Source organism: Kribbella sp. NPDC049584 (genome assembly GCF_040675555.1).
Taxonomy (GTDB): domain Bacteria; phylum Actinomycetota; class Actinomycetes; order Propionibacteriales; family Kribbellaceae; genus Kribbella.
Genome location: NZ_JBFAPF010000003.1, coordinates 44243 through 59632, shown reverse-complemented (window position 1 = coordinate 59632; position 15390 = coordinate 44243). Strand labels below are relative to the sequence as shown.

Here is a 15390-nt window from a genome sequence, read left to right as displayed (position 1 = left end):
ACCTCAGCTGGGCGCGTTGGTTTCTGGTGTGGCATAGCCTGGTGGGGTGGAGGGGACTGAGGTAGGGGTGGGGGGCGCTCCGTCTCGAACGGGGCGGTACGCCGGGATCGTGATCGCCGGATTGTTGCCGTGGGCATGGTTCTTGCTCCGGGACCGGCTCGGTGTGGTGACGGATGTGCTGGCGATCCTGTTGCCTTTGCTGGCGTTGATCGTGGCGTTGGTGGTGGGTGTGCTCGGGCGCCGTCGGCGTGCTGCGATGGCGTTCGCGGTGTCGACGCTGCTGGTCGGGATCGTCGGTACGGTCGGGCCGTGGATCCCGCACGGGTCAGGGACGGTCGACCCGGGGCGCGGCGTGCGGTTCGCGGCAGCGAATATCGGCGCCGGCGAACTCGAAGGCGCCGACAGCCTGATCGCGCAGAAGGCAGACGTACTCGTGATCTCCGAGATCGGGCAGCCGCTGACCGAACGGTTGTCCGAGGCCTACCCGGAGCACGTCGCCTACTGGAACGGGCCGGCCGTCGGGGTCTTCAGCCGTTGGCCGATGACCGTGCTCGAACAGCCCGGGCCTGATCTCCCGGGGTACATGCTCCGGGTCCACGCGCCGTCCGGTGACTTCGATCTGCTCGCCGTCCATGTGCCGAAGGCGTGGTACAAGTCCGGCGGGTCGTCGTACAACACGCCGGCCGACACGATTCCGTACGAGACCACCGTCGCGAACCATCATCGGCTCATCGAGCAGATCGCACTGCGAGCAGCCCGCGACGAACACCCAGTCGTAATCTCCGGCGACATGAACACGACTGACCGCGGCCGGGACTACCGGGTGCTGGCCGGCCCACTGAAGGACGCGATGCTGAACGGGTGGGGCCGGCCGTCCCAGATCGGCAGATGGGCGGCGCTGTTCGTCCGGATCGACCACCTCTTCGTGAAACCCAGTTGGTGCTCGGACGACACCGGTTGGTTCCAGGTGCCGAAGTCCGATCACCACGGTCTCGTCGCCACGATCGGCCCGTGCAAGACATGACCGAACTCGAACAGCTCGTAGAGACCCTCGACAGGCTGCGCGCCGGCGTACTGAAGAAGCTGGCCGGCCTGAGCGAGGCGGACGCCCGCCGCAGTACGGTCGAGTCCGGGACGAACGTGGCCGGCCTGATCCAGCACCTGACCTTCGTCGAGTCCCTGTGGATCGAGGACGTGGTGGCGGGCGGCAAGGCCTCACGGGGCAAGCGCTCCATGCAGGTCGACCCCGGCGTTTCCCTCACAACCCTCCGAGCCGATTACAAGGCCGCCTGCGCCGCCTCCAACGAGATCATCGCCAAGCTCGGCGACCCCGAATCTCCGGTGACCCGCAACGGCAAGACCCACAACCTTCGCTGGGCCGTCCTGGCCGTCATCGACGAGACCGCCCGCCACGCGGGCCACGCCGACATCATCCGCGAACAACTCGACGGCACCACCGGCCGCTAGGCCGTCGTGAACCCGGCGGGTGACTTCGGGTGGTTGAGCTGGCAGGATCTATACCGTGAGTAGCGGAACGACGGATGAGCAGCGCCTGGCGGATCTGGCGCGGCTGCGGCGGGTGAAGGACCGGATCGACCGGGAGTACGCGCAGCCGCTGGACGTCGACGCGCTCGCCCGTGGTGCGCACATGTCGTCGGGGCATCTGAGCCGCGAGTTCAAGCGTGCTTACGGAGAGTCGCCGTACGGGTATCTGATGACTCGGCGGATCGAGCGGGCGATGATGCTGCTGCGGCGCGGCGGGATGAGTGTCACCGACGTGTGCTTCGCGGTCGGCTGTCAGTCGCTGGGCACGTTCAGCACCCGCTTCACCGAGCTCGTCGGCATGCCACCGAGCGTCTACAAGGAGCGCGCGGGCGACGCCACGTTCGGCATCCCGTCGTGTGTCGCGAAACAGGTAACGCGACCGATCAGGAATCGAGAAGCATCTCCCTCGTCCGGCACGTAGTTTGACGCCATGACGATCAAGATTCATGCCAGCTTCCTGCCACACACCGATCCAGAGGCGTCCGTAGCCTTCTACCGCGACCTCCTCGGCTTCGAGATCCGCCTCGACGTCGGGTACGAGGGCATGCGCTGGATCACGGTCGGGCCGCCCGGGCAGCCGGACACCTCGATCGTCCTGACGCCGCCGGCCGTCGATCCCGGGCTCACCGAGGACGAGCGCCGTACCATCGGCGAGATGATGGCCAAGGGCACGTACGCCACCCTGGTGCTGCAGACCGACGACCTCGACGGTCTGTTCGAGCGCCTGCAGGCGACCGACGCCGAGGTCATCCAGGAGCCAATGGATCAGCCGTACGGCGTCCGCGACTGCGCGTTCCGCGACCCGGCCGGGAACCACATCCGGATCAACCAAGCTTCCTAACCGACCCCTGGGGGAGATACCGACATGAGCCGCGACGAACACGTTGCCGACAGCCACGACATGATCCGGGTCACCGGCGCGCGGGTGAACAACCTCAAGGACGTCAGCGTCGAGATCCCGAAGCGCCGGCTGACCGCGTTCACCGGCGTGTCCGGCTCGGGCAAGAGCTCGCTGGTCTTCGGCACGATCGCGGCCGAGTCGCAGCGGCTGATCAACGAGACGTACAGCGCGTTCGTGCAGGGCTTCATGCCGACGCTGGCCCGCCCCGAGGTCGACGTACTCGACGGTCTGACCACCGCGATCCTCGTCGACCAGGAGCGGATGGGCGCCAACCCACGCTCCACGGTCGGTACGGCGACCGACGCGAACGCGATGCTCCGGATCCTGTTCAGCCGGATCGCGGAACCGCACGTCGGCCCGCCCACGGCGTACTCGTTCAACGTGCCGAAGCGGACCGCGACCGGTTCGATGACCGCGGACAAGGGCGCCGGCGAGAAGAAGGTCGTCCGCGAGCAGGTGTACGCCGGCGGCATGTGCCCGCGGTGCGAGGGCATGGGCTCGGTCACCGACTTCGACCTGACCGCGCTGTACGACGAGAACAAGTCGCTGAACGAGGGCGCGCTCACCATCCCCGGCTACAGCATGGACGGCTGGTACGGGCGGATCTTCCGCGGCTCCGGGTTCTTCAACCCGGACAAGCCGATCAAGAAGTACACCAAGAAGGAACTGCACGACCTGCTGTACCGCGAGCCGACCAAGATCAAGGTCGAGGGCATCAACCTCACCTACAACGGCATCATCCCGGCGATCCAGCGGTCGTTCCTGTCCAAGGACGTCGACGCGATGCAGCCGCACATCCGCGCGTTCGTGGAGCGTGCGGTGACGTTCACGACCTGCCCCGACTGCAATGGGACCCGGCTCGGCGCCGAGGCCAGGTCCTCGAAGATCAAGGGCAAGAACATCGCGGACCTGTGCGCGATGCAGATCACCGACCTGGCCACCTGGATCCGCTCGTTGAAGGAGCCCTCGGTGGCGCCGCTGCTGAAGGCGCTCGGCGAGGTGCTCGACTCGTTCGTCGACATCGGCCTCGGGTATCTGTCGCTGGAGCGGCCCGCGGGCACGCTGTCCGGCGGTGAGGCGCAGCGCACCAAGATGATCCGCCATCTCGGGTCGTCGCTGACCGACGTGACGTATGTCTTCGACGAGCCGACGATCGGTCTGCACCCGCACGACATCCAGCGGATGAACGACCTGCTGCTGCAGCTGCGCGACAAGGGCAACACCGTGCTGGTCGTCGAGCACAAGCCGGAGACGATCGCGATCGCCGACCACGTCATCGACCTCGGCCCGGGCGCCGGGGCCGGCGGTGGCGAGGTGGTGTTCGAGGGGACGCTCGACAAGCTTCGTACCAGCGGGACGTTGACCGGGCGACACCTGGACGACAGGGCTTCTGTGAAGCCGTCGGTGCGTTCGGCTTCGGGCGCGTTGGAGGTGCGCGGCGCTTCCTTGAACAACCTGCAGGACGTGGACGTCGACGTACCGCTCGGTGTGCTGGTCGTGGTGACCGGCGTGGCCGGCTCCGGGAAGAGCTCGCTGATCCGTGGGTCGATCGCTGATCGTGAAGGTGTCGTGGCGATCGATCAGGGCGGGATCCGCGGCTCCCGGCGGAGCAACCCGGCGACGTACACCGGACTTCTCGAGCCGATCCGGAAGGCGTTCGCGAAGGCGAACGGGGTGAAGCCGGCGCTGTTCAGCGCGAACTCCGAGGGTGCGTGCCCGGCCTGTAAGGGCGCTGGGGTCATCTACACCGAACTCGGCGTGATGGCGACGGTCGAGTCGCCGTGCGAGGAGTGCGAGGGTCGTCGCTTCCAGGCCGCGGTGCTGGAGTACACGTTCGGCGGGAAGAACATCGCGGAGGTGCTGGCGATGCCGGTGTCGGAGGCCTTGGGGTACTTCGCCGACGGTGGGGCACGGACTCCGGCCGCGGAGAAGATCCTCGAGCGGCTGGCCGATGTCGGGCTCGGATACCTGTCGCTCGGGCAGCCGTTGACCACGCTGTCCGGCGGCGAGCGGCAGCGGCTCAAGCTGGCGACGCACATGGGTGAGAAGGGCGGGATCTACGTCCTGGACGAGCCGACCACCGGCCTGCACCTCGCGGACGTCGAGCAGCTCCTCGGCCTGCTGGACCGCCTCGTCGACGGCGGCAAGTCCGTCATCGTCATCGAACATCACCAAGCCGTGATGGCTCACGCCGACTGGATCATCGACCTCGGCCCGGGCGCCGGCCACGACGGCGGCAAGATCGTCTTCGAGGGCACTCCGGCGGAGCTCATCAAGAAGCCGAAGACGCTGACCGGGAAGCATCTCGCGGAGTACGTCGGCTAACCGGTCAGGAATCAAGAAGCACCGGGGACGTCGGCGCGACTAACGTGACAGTCAGTAAGCGAAACCCGAGTTTGGAGATGCTGAAATGACTTCCACGCAAGGCGTCAAGACGATCCTGCACCCGGTCACCGACCTCGAGAAGGCCAAGCCGGTGTATGCCGCACTGCTCGGTGTCGAGCCGATGGCCGACTCGCCGTACTACGTCGGATTCGAGGCCGAGGGTCAGCAGATCGGCCTGGTGCCGAACAGCGACATGACCTCGCCGACGGCGTACTGGCACGTCACCGACATCGAGGCGAAGATCGCCGAGGTCACCGCTGCCGGCGGCACCCTGAAGGACGCACCGAAGGACGTCGGCGGCGGCCGCCTGGTGGCCACGCTGACCGACCCCGACGGCAACGTGCTCGGCATCCTGCAAGACCCGTCCTGATGTGCCTGATCCCGAAGCTGTACGTCGCCGCGATCTACGGCGACGTACAGCAACAGGACCCGGCCGAGCCAGAGGCTCTGGCTGAGGAGATCCCGGCCGACGAAACCGTCGAACCCGACCTGGTCCTAAGCTCGCTCGTGTGATCGCCCAACTCCAGGTCAACCTGTTCTGCGCCGACGTGGACGCCTGCCTGGCCTTCTACACCCGTCTCGGCCTGACCGAGGCCTTCCGCGCACCGGCGACCGGTCCGATCCAGCACGTCGAGGTCGAGGCCGCCGGTGTCCGGATCGGCCTCACCTCAGCTGAGGTTGCGAACAACCTCGTCGAGCTGGGTGTCGCTCCGTCCGGCACTCCGTCCACGGAGGTCGTGTTCTGGTGTGAGGACGTCGACGAGTTCTACGAGCGCGCAATGGCTGCCGGCGCGACTCCCGTCGTACCGCCGGTTGATTCTCCGGACAATCGGCTCCGGTTCGCGTGGTTTCGGGACCCTGACGCTCACCAGCTGAAACTCGTGCAGAATCGCTCGCATGGCTGATTCGCGGATCCAGCACGTGTTGTTCGACGCGGACGGCGTACTGCAGGACCTGCCGGGTGGTTGGTATGCGGCGATGGAGCCATATCTGGGGGACCGGGCGCGGGACTTTCTGCATGAGACCTGGTCCGACGAGCTGCCGATGCTCGCGGGGGAGGGCGACTACCTGCCGGTGCTGGAGGCTTCGTTGGTGCGGTACGGCGTGAGCATCCCGGTGATCGAGGTGTACGACGCCGTGTGGAAGAACATCGTGCTCATCGAGGAGTCGCTCGACCTCGTGCGAGCGCTGAAGCGCAGCGGGTACGGCGTACATCTCGGCACCAACCAGGAGTGCTACCGCGGCGCGCACATGCGGACGGCACTCGGGTACGACGATCTGTTCGACGTGAGCTGTTATTCGTACGACCTCGGCGTCGCCAAGCCTGACCCGGCCTTCTTCACCCGGGCCGCGGACCGCATCGGCGCCGACCCGTCGACGATCCTGTTCATCGACGACACCGCCCGCAACATCACCGGCGCCCGCACCGCCGGCCTCCACGCCGAGCTATGGGATTTCACGCGGGGCCACGACGTGCTGGAGGCGCTCCTCGCCGACCACGGCGTCATTCGGTGACGATCCCGACCGAGATGTTGCCCTGCACGGCGCGGGAGTAGGGGCAGACGGCTTCTGTTGCTTCGAGCAACTTCTTGCCGGAGTCGCCGTGGAGATGGTCGGGGAGTTCGACCCGCAGTACGGCGGCGAGCACGAACCTCCCGTCAGCGGGTACGAGGCTGACCTCGGCGGTGACGGCGACGTCCGAGGCGTCGATGCCGCGGGCCTGGGCGACGCGGTCGAGGCTGGTGGAGAAGCAGGCGGCCCAACCGACGGCAAAGAGCTGTTCGGGGTTGATGCCATCGCCGGTTCCGCCCATCTCCTTGGGGAAAGCCAGCTGAATGTCGAGCTGTCCGTCCGCGGTGACGGCGCGGGACTCGCGGCCTGACGCGGTGGCAACTGCTGTGTAGGTGGGGTTCATGGCGTCAACGATCCGGGGCGCCGGGGGAGCGGTTCAATTACCTCCTTGGTGCAGTTACCTCGCGGGTAATGGCTGGCCGGCCGCGGTCCGCCGTACCCTTCAGTTGTTATGACCGTCCTGGAGGAGCCACAGACCGCCGGTGAACTGCTACGGTTCTGGCGGACGCACCGGCGGCTGAGTCAGCTGGAACTGGCGCTCGAGGCCGAGGTGTCGACGAAGCATCTGAGCTTCGTCGAGACGGGCCGTGCGCAGCCGAGCCGTCAGCTGTTGGTCCATCTCTCGAACCATCTCGACCTGCCGATCGCCGAACGCAACCGGTTGCTGCTCGCGGCCGGGTTCGCGCCGATCTACCTCGACCAGCCGTACAACTCCGAGGCCATGCAGCCACTGCGCGAATCCCTCGGTCGGCTGCTCGACGCCCACCTGCCCAACCCGGCGCTGATCGTCGACGGTCTATGGAACCTGATCGACGCGAATGCCGCGGCGGCGCTGCTGTGGGCCGGCGTGGATCCCGAACTCCTGAAGCCACCGATGAACATGCTGCGTCTGTCGGTGCATCCGGGCGGTCTGCCGAGCATCTCGTCGATGACGGCCGCCTGCAGTCTCCCGCTCATTCATCAACTGAAACGCAGGAGCCGCGAGACGGCCGACCATGCGCTGGCTGAACTGCTCGACGAGGTCGAGCCCTATCTACCTGACGCTCCGCCGACGGCCGCTGCCCAGCAGCCGATGGTCACCCTTGACCTCAAGACCCGCCTGGGACCGGTCCGTCTCTTCACTTTGATCGCCACCATTGGGGCTCCGCTGGAAGTAACGGCCGCGAGCTTAGCCATCGAGACGTTCCTGCCGGCCGACACGACCAGCGCCGAGCGGCTGCAGAAGCTCATGAGCTAGGCAGGAAATGGTTTTCCAGTGCCGGGGGAGCTGGGGGAGTATTGGCCAGGTGGATATTTGCCTCGCAGGTCGGACGGATGTGGCACAACTGGCTCGGTTGCTCTGGCTGAACGCCGCACCTGAGCAGCGCGACGGGCAGTCCATCGAGGCGTTCGCCGTCGATCTTGCTGCCTGGTGGGCCGAGAACGACTCGCATTTCGCGTTCGTCGCTCGGTTGGACGAGTCCGAACTTGTCGGTATGGCGTGGCTTGCGATCGTTTCGCGGGTTCCCAGGCCGGGTGCGACCTCACGACGTTCGGCTGACATCCAGAGCGTGTACGTCGTACCGGAGTACCGCGGCAATCGGGTCGGATCGGCGCTGGTACAGGCCGCGGCGGATCACGCGTTGGCGCTCGGAGCCGGCCGGGTGACGGTCCACTCCGGCCGCAAAGCTGTGCCGGTGTACGAGCGGCTCGGCTTCGCGTCGTCCCGTCAGCTTCTGCAGAAAGAACGCATGCCCTCCTGAACTCGTAGGGTCTGGTGCATGGCGACGATGGAGGACGACGACTTCGAGGAGGCGTACGCCGCCGACAACGGCCCAGATCACCTGAAGGACGTCACCAGGTTCATCTTCTTCGTCCTCGAGGCGTGCTGAGCGTGGAGCGCGTCTTTCCTGACGGGGCTGCCGACGAGCGTGGGGTTCTGACCGGGTTCCTGGATTGGCAGCGGGCAACAGTCCATCGCAAGGTGGACGGCCTGCCGAGCGAACTGGCCGATCGGGCCTTGCTGGAGACGTCTCCGCGTATGACGGTTGCCGGTGTCGTCTCGCATCTCCGTCAGATCGAGCACGACTAGTTCGCCGGGAGTTTTCCTTCTCTTGCTGACGAACCCTTCGAGCGTGACGAGCACGGAGGTTGGTCCACCGGCGGTCGTGCGATCGGCGACCTACTGAGCGACTACGAAGCAGCGTGTGCGCAGTCCAGACGCATAGTCGCTCGTTTGTCCCTCAACACGATGCAGGACTTCACGCCTCCGCAGTACACCCCGGTGTCGCTGCGGTGGATCCTGACCCACCTGATCGAGGAAACAGCCCGCCACCTCGGCCACCTGGATCTCCTCCGCGAACAACTCGACGGCACCCGCGGGTATTAGTTGGTGGCCGGGAGCCGGGGAGAAGGCCGGAGTACCGTCCTCGTATGCGATGGGAAGGCGACGAAATCGGACGCGGCGTCGGGGACGCCGAACGGTTCGTCCCCGGCGTCAGTGATCTCCTTGCGGCGTTCCAGGAGCCGCTCTGGGTCACTGAGGAACCAGAGGTTCATCTTCTTCCGCATGTCGAACGATGGTGTCAGAACGACGGGCGACTTGCTGTACGAACTTCCTCGACCGACGACCAACACACCTTCGTCCTCGACCTCGAATGGCGCGGCGAGCCGACAAGCGTGGGACATGCACGAGCGGCCGTGTTCTCGCTCATCGGCTCGTTCGCCGAGACCGCCACATACATCCGCCAACGCCGGATCCTGAGTGACGGATCGCTGGCAGGCCTCCAGTTCGAGATCGGAACCGGTGAGCTGGCCCCCGACGCGAGGTTCCGGCCCCACGGCCACGCCGTACTCATCAACGTGGCCGGCATCAGATGATCCGCATCCGAGACGCCGCGCCGGGCGACGAAGATGTGCTTGCGGAGTTGCATGCGCGATCGCGGGCTGTGTACTACGGCGCCGGCGGCCACGAGGTGGCGGCCGTTCCCGACGAGAGATACCGCGAATCGTGGCGCAAGATGGTGGCCGACGATCGACTCACCGTCCTGGTGGCTGTCTCGCCCGATGACATCGCCGGTGTAATCACCCTGGACGCCAACGGCGTGTTCCCGACCAATGCACCTGACGAGAAACGCGTCCGACTCGTAGGAATCTTCGTCGAGCCCAGCCAATGGTCGACCGGCGTCGGCAGCACGCTGATGACACGCTTCATCTCCATCACCCGCCAGTCCAACGCTGTAGGCGAAGTGGATGTCTGGGAGCGGAACTCTCGCGCCATCCGCTTCTACGAGCGACACGGCTGGACCCGCGATGGAACTTCGCGCCCGGGGCCAGCCGGGGCAGACTACGTCGGCTTCGTACACAAGCCGTAGCAACTCGCGTGGGACAACTGACACCGCGACGACCAGGGGAGCGGGAGTCGACCGCGGCCGCGGACCGTCGAATCAGGTTCGCATCTCGAACCGCAGGGTGGTGCCAGCAAGTTCCTCGACCTCGGCCAGCAACCCTGGCGCGATGGTCACGGGCTGTCCGTCCGCGCAAACCCTGATCCGAGTCGGTGGCTCGCCTTCCAAGGTCACACGTGACGCCGGCTGGAACTCCGACAAAAGGAACCGAACCCTCTCGAACCCGCGTTCGACGAACCGGAGCTCACCACCTTCCGCGACAAGATCGAACTCGTACGTCACGAGGCAACCTTCGCCAGCGCGCTCATGGGAGGGGACTGTGCGGACTGTGGCATGTCAGCGCGCCTCCGCGAACAGCGCAGCAACCTCTTCAGCTCCGATTCTCTTTGCCAGCTCACGCGGGGTTGCTCCGGCTTGGTTGACGATGTCCGGATCAGCACCAGCCCTGACGAGCGCTTCGACGGTTGCATCCTTCCCACCCGAGTTGAACACCGCCCGCCACAGCGGCGTGTTCCCAAACCGATCTCGCGCGTCCACCGACGCTCCAGCTTCCACAAGCACCCTGACGGCCTCCGTCTGCGATTCCTGCGCAGCAAAGTGCAGAGCCGTGAACCCCTGCCTGTCAGCCAGCCCAATCTCGTCACCCGCGGCCAGGCGCTCTCGGATGCCCGCGACATCACCTTCAAGCGCCCGATAGTGAAGCTCCTGACGCCCCTCACGATCCATCCCGACAGTCTGTCCCATCGTTGGTTGACCCAGGCGTTGGTTCCTGCGGAAGCTCGCAGATCGCGAGAGCCTCGTTATGGCGTGATGTCTTTGCGCATCTCGACCTGGACCGGCCGGAAGCCCTGCTGCTGGTAGAAGCTTCCAGCGGTTTCGTTCTGGCTGTGCACGTGCAGTGTGATCGCAACGGCCCCATCCTGGTGGGCCAGCTGCTCCAACTGTTTAATGAGCATCGCGCCGATCCCTCGCCGACGATAGGACGCGCTGACAACGAGGTCATTGACGTGCATCACGGGACCGTCGTACGGGGCGATGGCCTGTGTGGGCCGCGGCCGGATAGAGCCGGTAACTAGTCCAGCCAGCCTGCCTCCGTCGGCCTCGGCAACGAGTAGGTGCAGCCCGCTGTTTCCGTCGGCGTGAGATAGGTCTTCGCGCACCGACCCTCGAACGTCGACCTTCCTGAAGTCGGCCGGCCAATTCTCGGCGTGCCAGTCGACCGTCTCGGCATACAAGTCGCAGATCTGGTCAAGATCGTCCGGCAGCTTGGCTGGCCGAATCGTCACCTCATCCATGCGAAGCACTGTAGTTGCCAGGGCAGATCGTCCCGCCGGATTCGTCGCGATCACACCCTGAGTCAGGTTGACGAGAATTGACTCCCGACGAACGCCACGAGACTCGGCAGACGACGCCAGAGTGCTGATCATGGCTGTCAGGGTCGAGCTCTCGCAGCTGGACGAAACTCTCACCTGCAAACTGGCAGGCACGGGAGTTGGTACCGGGAGTAGCAGGAGCGCGCGCCCGCATTGCGGCATGAACGGCCAGGTATGCGTCCTCACTTGCAGGCGCGATCGGACGACGACGAGACTGGCGGCTGCACTCCGGCTGTCAAACTTGCGTCATGGCTGAGCAGCAGCTGGATGGCGGGATCGCGAACGCAGGCCGGGTTGTCCGTGTCGGTCCGCATGTTCTTCGTCCTTCGAGTCCGCACTCGGGTTCGATTCACGCCTTCCTGCGGGCGGTGAAAGACGCCGGATTCGAGGGGGCCCCGATACCGGTCGGTATCGAGGAGGATGGACGCGAGCGCCTCGTCTTCATCGAGGGCGACGTCCCCGTAGCGCCCTATCCGGACTGGAGCCAGTCCGACACCGCGCTTGCCTCCATCGCCAGGCTCCTCCACGGATTGCACGAAGCTGCTCGCGGGTTCGACCCTCAGACTCTCGCTTGGAACGACGGTCTCGCTGACCCCGCGGGCGGGACGCTGGTGTGCCACAACGACGTGGAGCTCTCGAACGTGGTCTTCCGTGACGGGATCGCCGTGGCCCTGCTCGACTTCGAGTTCGCCGCCCCTGGCCGCCCTGTCTACGACGTAGCCCAGCTCGCCCGCCTCTGCGTGCCGATCGAGGACGACTTCGACCAGGAGCGGATGGGCTGGCTGCCCGCCGACCGGCCGGCGCGGCTCCGACTCGTCGCCGACACCTACGGACTCGACCGGGGCGGCCGAGTGGAACTGCTTGCCGCGATGAACGATGCCCTCGCACGGATCGAAGCGGCCGCCCGGCGCATCATCGCCGCGGGTGGCCCGGACACACTCGCGATGCTCAACCGGCGGGGAGGCATCGAGAAGTTCGACCGCCGGCGCCGCTGGTGGACCACCCACTACGACGAATTCGCCGCTGCCCTTCTCTGACCAGGCCGTCATCCGTTGACGTGTGCGCCTGAGACGGGAGTGTCTGCATCTACTCAGCTCTCGTACTACAACTGGCAGGGACGGGAATTGAGCAGCCGGGAGTAGCGCCCGGTTCGCGGCAGGACAGAGTGCTCGACCTCGATTCGAGCGGTCAGTTGTTCCCGTCGTCGTCGGGGGATCAACAGAGTGCTCGACCTCGATTCGAGCGGTCAGTTGTTCCCGTCGTCGTCGGGGGATCAGGGCATCGTCCGCGGCTGCGAAACAAGGTAGTTGGCCGACAACCTCTCCAGGCTCCGAATCGCGTCCGCCGCACGCTCCACGGTGAGACGGCGGCGCGATGCTCGTTGACGGCAAAGCGGACTTTCCCGGCGCCGCGGACACCCGCAGGGCATCGGACCTGGCAGACTGGCTCGGCATGACCTCTGAGGCGCAGATCAGCGAGCAGCAACCGGACCACTACGACGGCTTCGCCGAGGCGTATGCGCGCGCGAATGAGAACGGCCTGTTCAACCGGTGGTATGCCCGGCCGGCGGTGCTCGACCTGCTGGGTGACGTCGCCGGGCGCCGGATCTTGGATGCCGGCTGCGGTTCAGGGCCGCTCGTCGCCGACGTGAAGGAGCGAGGAGCGAGCGTGGCAGGGTTCGATGCGAGCCCCGCGATGCTCCGGCTCGCCCGCGAGCGGCTCGGGGACGACGCCGACCTGAAGGTTGCCGACCTGACCCGGCCGCTTCCGTACGACGACGAGTCCTTCGACGACGCGTTGGCCGTACTCGTGCTGCACTACCTCGAGGACTGGTCGGGCCCGCTGGCCGAGCTGCGCCGGGTGCTGAGGCCCGGCGGGCGGTTGGTCGTGGTGGTCAACCACCCGGTTATCCCGCCGGTGCTGTACCCCGACGTCGACTACTTCGCGACCGTGGCGAACACGGAGGAGTACGACTTCGACGGCGTCTCCGCAACCCTCACGATCTGGTACCGCTCGCTGAGCGCAATGTCGGAGTCGTTCACCGCTGCGGGCTTCAGAATTTCCGCGATCAGCGAGCCGCCAGTGTCACCGGACACGCCACCCGACCTGCTACCCCCGAGCGACTCCGACCCCACCCGCTTCATCGGCTTCATCTTCTTCGTCCTTGGAGCGTCTCCTACTGTCGCACCGTGAATCTGCTCGCGCTGGCGTGGGAGTACTTGCATCCACTTCCACTCCCGTTAGCTAAGCGCCGATAATGAACATTATGTCAACTACTGGTTGGCGTACTGCATTCGATGGATCAGATGCGTCGCCACGGAACCACTACCCCGCACAACGCTGGACGACTTCTTGCCCCGCGGTGGTCAGACAGCGGCGGGGGCGATCGGCGCTCATCTGTCGCGTTCGGCGCTGATGATCAGGAAGTTCGGCAGGGCGACGTAGGACTCGAGCGCGTCGATTCCGCTGTCTCGGGCGACCTGTGGATCCAGTCTCGGTTCGCACACTTCAGTCACTCGACAACCGAGACTGATGACCTCGTTGATGTAGGCCGACAGCGGGCGGTGGAAGTCGGGTGCATAGCCCCCTGTTATCTCGTACTCATCGAGGTACCGATCAAGTTGGTAATGACCGTGATCCCGCCACGTTGGGTAGAGATTCTCAAACGCCGGATGAGTGATCGAGAACACGAATCGGCCGCCCGGCTTCAGCGCGCCGACGCACGCCGCCATCGCCGACTGCCAGGCGGGTATGGCGAGCAGCACCATGCTGCAGACCACCGCATCGAACGGCTGACCGACGTCCGGCAACGTCGAGAGATCAGCCTGCACGAACCTGATCCCCTGTCGCCGCTCCTGCTCGATCTTCTGAGCGCGCGCAAGCAGCGCGGCCGCCGGCTCCACACCAACCACCTCAGCTCCGCCTTCGGCCAGCAGCCGGCTCAGATAGCCTTCGCCACTTCCTGCATCGAGGATTTTCCGACCGCCGAGAGGGCCCAGCATTCGGAGCAGGTTCCCATTCATCAGATGGCGCTTGGAAAAGTCGCCCTGATCGTCGTACGCCTCAATCGCGTCAATCGGCATAGCCGACCATGCTGCGATCGCCTCTGAGTTACTGATCCTGGACATGCGATCACACCTCTCGGACGACAGATAGGTAGGGACAGCCGTTTAACCTACCGCGGGCGCAGCTCACGATGTCCTGTGTAGGTGCGAAGGCCACCTACCAAACGAGTTCGTCGAGATGGTTATGGCCGGAAAGCAGACGAGCGATGCGGTCCTGCGCCGCCGTGCGTTCGTCTGGATGGGGGTGGTGTGCGTAGAGCGTGAGCTCCCCGTACATGTCGTAGAAGTTCAACCGTTCGCGCAGATGTTCGCGCTCGAACAGCTCCGGATACGCGCCGTGCAGCCATCCGGGAACCTCGGTGAGTGTGGTCTCATCGAGCCCTTGTTCGTCGGGTGTCGGTGGGAACTCTCGTGCCTTCGCGCACCAGCGCAAAATGGTGTCGAGCTCGACATCGGCTGGCTGAGCCAACGCCTCGGCGAAGTCGATCAGACCGGTGACGCGTCCTTGGTCGACGATCAGATTGGACCCATGTAGATCACCATGGACGAGGGCGGGTCGGTCGGTGGCGAACAATGCCAGCCGCTCCTGGACCCATTCGGCAACATCGGCGAGCAGGCGCGAGTCAGGACCGCGCACACGCTGGGCAGCCTCGACCTGCTGGAGCGCCGCACCCACTACGGGTGGATGGAACGCAGACCATGGCTTGCCGGCGAGGGCGCTGGCCAGCCAGGGCGGCAGCAGATCTGCCGGAGCAGGAACCCGGTGCAGAGCCCGCAACGCAGCACCCAGGCTCTCGATGATTGCCTGGCGCGTGGACGAATCCGCCGCCGGCCACGCTTCGTACAGGGTTCGGCCGGGCAACCGTTCGGAGACGTACCACGGCCCGTCCGGGCCGTCGCCATGGGCGACGTGCCGTGCGTGTGGGACCTCGCTACCGGCGAGCAGGTCGACGACTGCAGCCTCGTGCCGATACGCGTCGCTGAATCGTCGGTCGTTGTTCAGTCGTACGACGTACTCGTCACCCACCCACGCCCGGCTGACCCAGCCCGCCTTTGGTACGAAACGCCCAGTTGCCGGCAGATCAGCGGCCGCCAGGATCCTCAGCAGCACCGGATCGCTATCCGGCTCGACAAACGATGTTGATCGGGTGATCGCGGTGCTC

Annotated in this window: 21 protein-coding genes and 1 pseudogene; 16 read left to right on the top strand and 6 right to left on the bottom strand. The window is 65.8% G+C overall.

From position 1 onward, the window contains the following. Positions 1–109: 109 nt before the first annotated feature. The 9 genes from AB0J62_RS12075 (at position 110) to AB0J62_RS12035 (ending at position 6346) form a co-directional block, all read left to right on the top strand. Positions 110–1024 carry an endonuclease/exonuclease/phosphatase family protein gene (locus tag AB0J62_RS12075; RefSeq protein WP_363867999.1) on the top strand — a complete coding sequence of 305 codons (915 nt, stop codon included), beginning with the start codon at positions 110–112 and terminating at the stop codon, positions 1022–1024. After that, on the top strand, positions 1021–1467 hold the full coding sequence (locus AB0J62_RS12070) for a DinB family protein (protein WP_363867996.1): 447 nt from the start codon (positions 1021–1023) through the stop codon (positions 1465–1467). The genes AB0J62_RS12075 and AB0J62_RS12070 overlap by 4 nt, the downstream gene beginning before the upstream one ends. A gap of 55 nt (positions 1468–1522) precedes the next feature. Further along, positions 1523–1966 (top strand): AraC family transcriptional regulator, encoded by a 444-nt coding sequence (locus tag AB0J62_RS12065; RefSeq protein WP_363867993.1) that lies wholly within the window; start codon positions 1523–1525, stop codon positions 1964–1966. Between the two features lie 9 nt (positions 1967–1975). Continuing rightward, positions 1976–2386, top strand: coding sequence for a VOC family protein (locus AB0J62_RS12060; RefSeq protein WP_363867990.1), 411 nt, complete (start codon positions 1976–1978; stop codon positions 2384–2386). A 24-nt stretch (positions 2387–2410) separates the two neighbouring features. After that, positions 2411–4771 carry an excinuclease ABC subunit UvrA gene (locus tag AB0J62_RS12055; protein WP_363867987.1) on the top strand — a complete coding sequence of 787 codons (2361 nt, stop codon included), beginning with the start codon at positions 2411–2413 and terminating at the stop codon, positions 4769–4771. Between the two features lie 85 nt (positions 4772–4856). Further along, a complete protein-coding gene (locus AB0J62_RS12050) occupies positions 4857–5201 on the top strand; it encodes a VOC family protein (RefSeq protein WP_363867984.1) in 345 nt (114 codons plus the stop codon). Beyond that, complete coding sequence (locus tag AB0J62_RS12045; protein WP_363867981.1) at positions 5201–5344, top strand: hypothetical protein; 144 nt, start codon at positions 5201–5203, stop codon at positions 5342–5344. The genes AB0J62_RS12050 and AB0J62_RS12045 overlap by 1 nt, the downstream gene beginning before the upstream one ends. Continuing rightward, on the top strand, positions 5341–5736 hold the full coding sequence (locus AB0J62_RS12040) for a VOC family protein (protein WP_363867978.1): 396 nt from the start codon (positions 5341–5343) through the stop codon (positions 5734–5736). The genes AB0J62_RS12045 and AB0J62_RS12040 overlap by 4 nt, the downstream gene beginning before the upstream one ends. Further along, positions 5729–6346: an HAD-IA family hydrolase gene (locus AB0J62_RS12035; RefSeq protein WP_363867975.1), complete on the top strand. Its 618-nt coding sequence runs from the start codon at positions 5729–5731 to the stop codon at positions 6344–6346. The genes AB0J62_RS12040 and AB0J62_RS12035 overlap by 8 nt, the downstream gene beginning before the upstream one ends. Here AB0J62_RS12035 and AB0J62_RS12030 read toward each other — a convergent pair. Beyond that, positions 6336–6746 carry an Ohr family peroxiredoxin gene (locus AB0J62_RS12030; protein WP_363867972.1) on the bottom strand — a complete coding sequence of 137 codons (411 nt, stop codon included), beginning with the start codon at positions 6744–6746 and terminating at the stop codon, positions 6336–6338. The two genes, AB0J62_RS12035 and AB0J62_RS12030, sit on opposite strands and share 11 nt — an antisense overlap. Positions 6747–6854: 108 nt before the next feature. On the opposite strand from AB0J62_RS12030, the gene AB0J62_RS12025 reads away from it, so the two are divergent. The 5 genes and pseudogenes from AB0J62_RS12025 to AB0J62_RS12005 all read left to right on the top strand — a co-directional run bounded on the left by AB0J62_RS12025 (position 6855) and on the right by AB0J62_RS12005 (position 9756). After that, entirely contained in the window at positions 6855–7640 is a 786-nt protein-coding gene (locus AB0J62_RS12025; RefSeq protein ID WP_363867969.1) for a helix-turn-helix domain-containing protein, read from the top strand. Positions 7641–7719: 79 nt separating this feature from the next. Continuing rightward, on the top strand, positions 7720–8145 hold the full coding sequence (locus AB0J62_RS12020; protein ID WP_363867966.1) for a GNAT family N-acetyltransferase: 426 nt from the start codon (positions 7720–7722) through the stop codon (positions 8143–8145). A 122-nt stretch (positions 8146–8267) separates the two neighbouring features. Then, a pseudogene (locus tag AB0J62_RS12015) lies at positions 8268–8771 on the top strand (DinB family protein). A gap of 44 nt (positions 8772–8815) precedes the next feature. Further along, complete coding sequence (locus AB0J62_RS12010; protein ID WP_363867963.1) at positions 8816–9262, top strand: hypothetical protein; 447 nt, start codon at positions 8816–8818, stop codon at positions 9260–9262. Beyond that, positions 9259–9756, top strand: a complete 498-nt coding sequence (locus AB0J62_RS12005; RefSeq protein ID WP_363867960.1) for a GNAT family N-acetyltransferase — start codon at positions 9259–9261, stop codon at positions 9754–9756. The genes AB0J62_RS12010 and AB0J62_RS12005 overlap by 4 nt, the downstream gene beginning before the upstream one ends. A 72-nt stretch (positions 9757–9828) precedes the next feature. On the opposite strand, the gene AB0J62_RS12000 is transcribed toward AB0J62_RS12005, so the two are convergent. The 3 genes from AB0J62_RS12000 to AB0J62_RS11990 form a co-directional block, all read right to left on the bottom strand. Further along, the gene (locus AB0J62_RS12000) at positions 9829–10071 is read right to left on the bottom strand and encodes a hypothetical protein (RefSeq protein WP_363867957.1); all 243 of its coding nucleotides are present in this window, start codon (positions 10069–10071) and stop codon (positions 9829–9831) included. 54 nt (positions 10072–10125) lie between these two features. After that, positions 10126–10515 (bottom strand): ankyrin repeat domain-containing protein, encoded by a 390-nt coding sequence (locus AB0J62_RS11995; RefSeq protein WP_363867954.1) that lies wholly within the window; start codon positions 10513–10515, stop codon positions 10126–10128. A gap of 74 nt (positions 10516–10589) precedes the next feature. After that, positions 10590–11084, bottom strand: a complete 495-nt coding sequence (locus AB0J62_RS11990; RefSeq protein ID WP_363867951.1) for a GNAT family N-acetyltransferase — start codon at positions 11082–11084, stop codon at positions 10590–10592. A 326-nt stretch (positions 11085–11410) separates the two neighbouring features. Between AB0J62_RS11990 and AB0J62_RS11985 the strand changes: the two genes are divergently transcribed. Further along, positions 11411–12199 carry a phosphotransferase gene (locus tag AB0J62_RS11985; RefSeq protein ID WP_363867948.1) on the top strand — a complete coding sequence of 263 codons (789 nt, stop codon included), beginning with the start codon at positions 11411–11413 and terminating at the stop codon, positions 12197–12199. Positions 12200–12614: 415 nt separating this feature from the next. Next, a complete protein-coding gene (locus AB0J62_RS11980) occupies positions 12615–13355 on the top strand; it encodes a class I SAM-dependent methyltransferase (protein ID WP_363867945.1) in 741 nt (246 codons plus the stop codon). Positions 13356–13555: 200 nt separating this feature from the next. Here AB0J62_RS11980 and AB0J62_RS11975 read toward each other — a convergent pair whose 3' ends face one another. Further along, a complete protein-coding gene (locus AB0J62_RS11975) occupies positions 13556–14290 on the bottom strand; it encodes a class I SAM-dependent methyltransferase (protein ID WP_363867942.1) in 735 nt (244 codons plus the stop codon). A 94-nt stretch (positions 14291–14384) separates the two neighbouring features. Then, the gene (locus tag AB0J62_RS11970) at positions 14385–15338 is read right to left on the bottom strand and encodes a phosphotransferase (protein ID WP_363867939.1); all 954 of its coding nucleotides are present in this window, start codon (positions 15336–15338) and stop codon (positions 14385–14387) included. Between the last annotated feature and the right edge of the window lie 52 nt (positions 15339–15390).

Coding starts and splice junctions, on each gene's coding strand:
- AB0J62_RS11985 (WP_363867948.1), top strand. CDS start 11,411: ATGGCTGAGCAGCAGCTGGATGGCGGGATCGCGAACGCAGGCCGGGTT.
- AB0J62_RS12005 (WP_363867960.1), top strand. CDS start 9,259: ATGATCCGCATCCGAGACGCCGCGCCGGGCGACGAAGATGTGCTTGCG.
- AB0J62_RS12050 (WP_363867984.1), top strand. CDS start 4,857: ATGACTTCCACGCAAGGCGTCAAGACGATCCTGCACCCGGTCACCGAC.
- AB0J62_RS12070 (WP_363867996.1), top strand. CDS start 1,021: ATGACCGAACTCGAACAGCTCGTAGAGACCCTCGACAGGCTGCGCGCC.
- AB0J62_RS12055 (WP_363867987.1), top strand. CDS start 2,411: ATGAGCCGCGACGAACACGTTGCCGACAGCCACGACATGATCCGGGTC.
- AB0J62_RS11980 (WP_363867945.1), top strand. CDS start 12,615: ATGACCTCTGAGGCGCAGATCAGCGAGCAGCAACCGGACCACTACGAC.
- AB0J62_RS12045 (WP_363867981.1), top strand. CDS start 5,201: ATGTGCCTGATCCCGAAGCTGTACGTCGCCGCGATCTACGGCGACGTA.
- AB0J62_RS12025 (WP_363867969.1), top strand. CDS start 6,855: ATGACCGTCCTGGAGGAGCCACAGACCGCCGGTGAACTGCTACGGTTC.
- AB0J62_RS11975 (WP_363867942.1), bottom strand. CDS start 14,290: ATGTCCAGGATCAGTAACTCAGAGGCGATCGCAGCATGGTCGGCTATG.
- AB0J62_RS12010 (WP_363867963.1), top strand. CDS start 8,816: ATGCGATGGGAAGGCGACGAAATCGGACGCGGCGTCGGGGACGCCGAA.
- AB0J62_RS11990 (WP_363867951.1), bottom strand. CDS start 11,084: ATGGATGAGGTGACGATTCGGCCAGCCAAGCTGCCGGACGATCTTGAC.
- AB0J62_RS12030 (WP_363867972.1), bottom strand. CDS start 6,746: ATGAACCCCACCTACACAGCAGTTGCCACCGCGTCAGGCCGCGAGTCC.
- AB0J62_RS12035 (WP_363867975.1), top strand. CDS start 5,729: ATGGCTGATTCGCGGATCCAGCACGTGTTGTTCGACGCGGACGGCGTA.
- AB0J62_RS11995 (WP_363867954.1), bottom strand. CDS start 10,515: ATGGATCGTGAGGGGCGTCAGGAGCTTCACTATCGGGCGCTTGAAGGT.
- AB0J62_RS12060 (WP_363867990.1), top strand. CDS start 1,976: ATGACGATCAAGATTCATGCCAGCTTCCTGCCACACACCGATCCAGAG.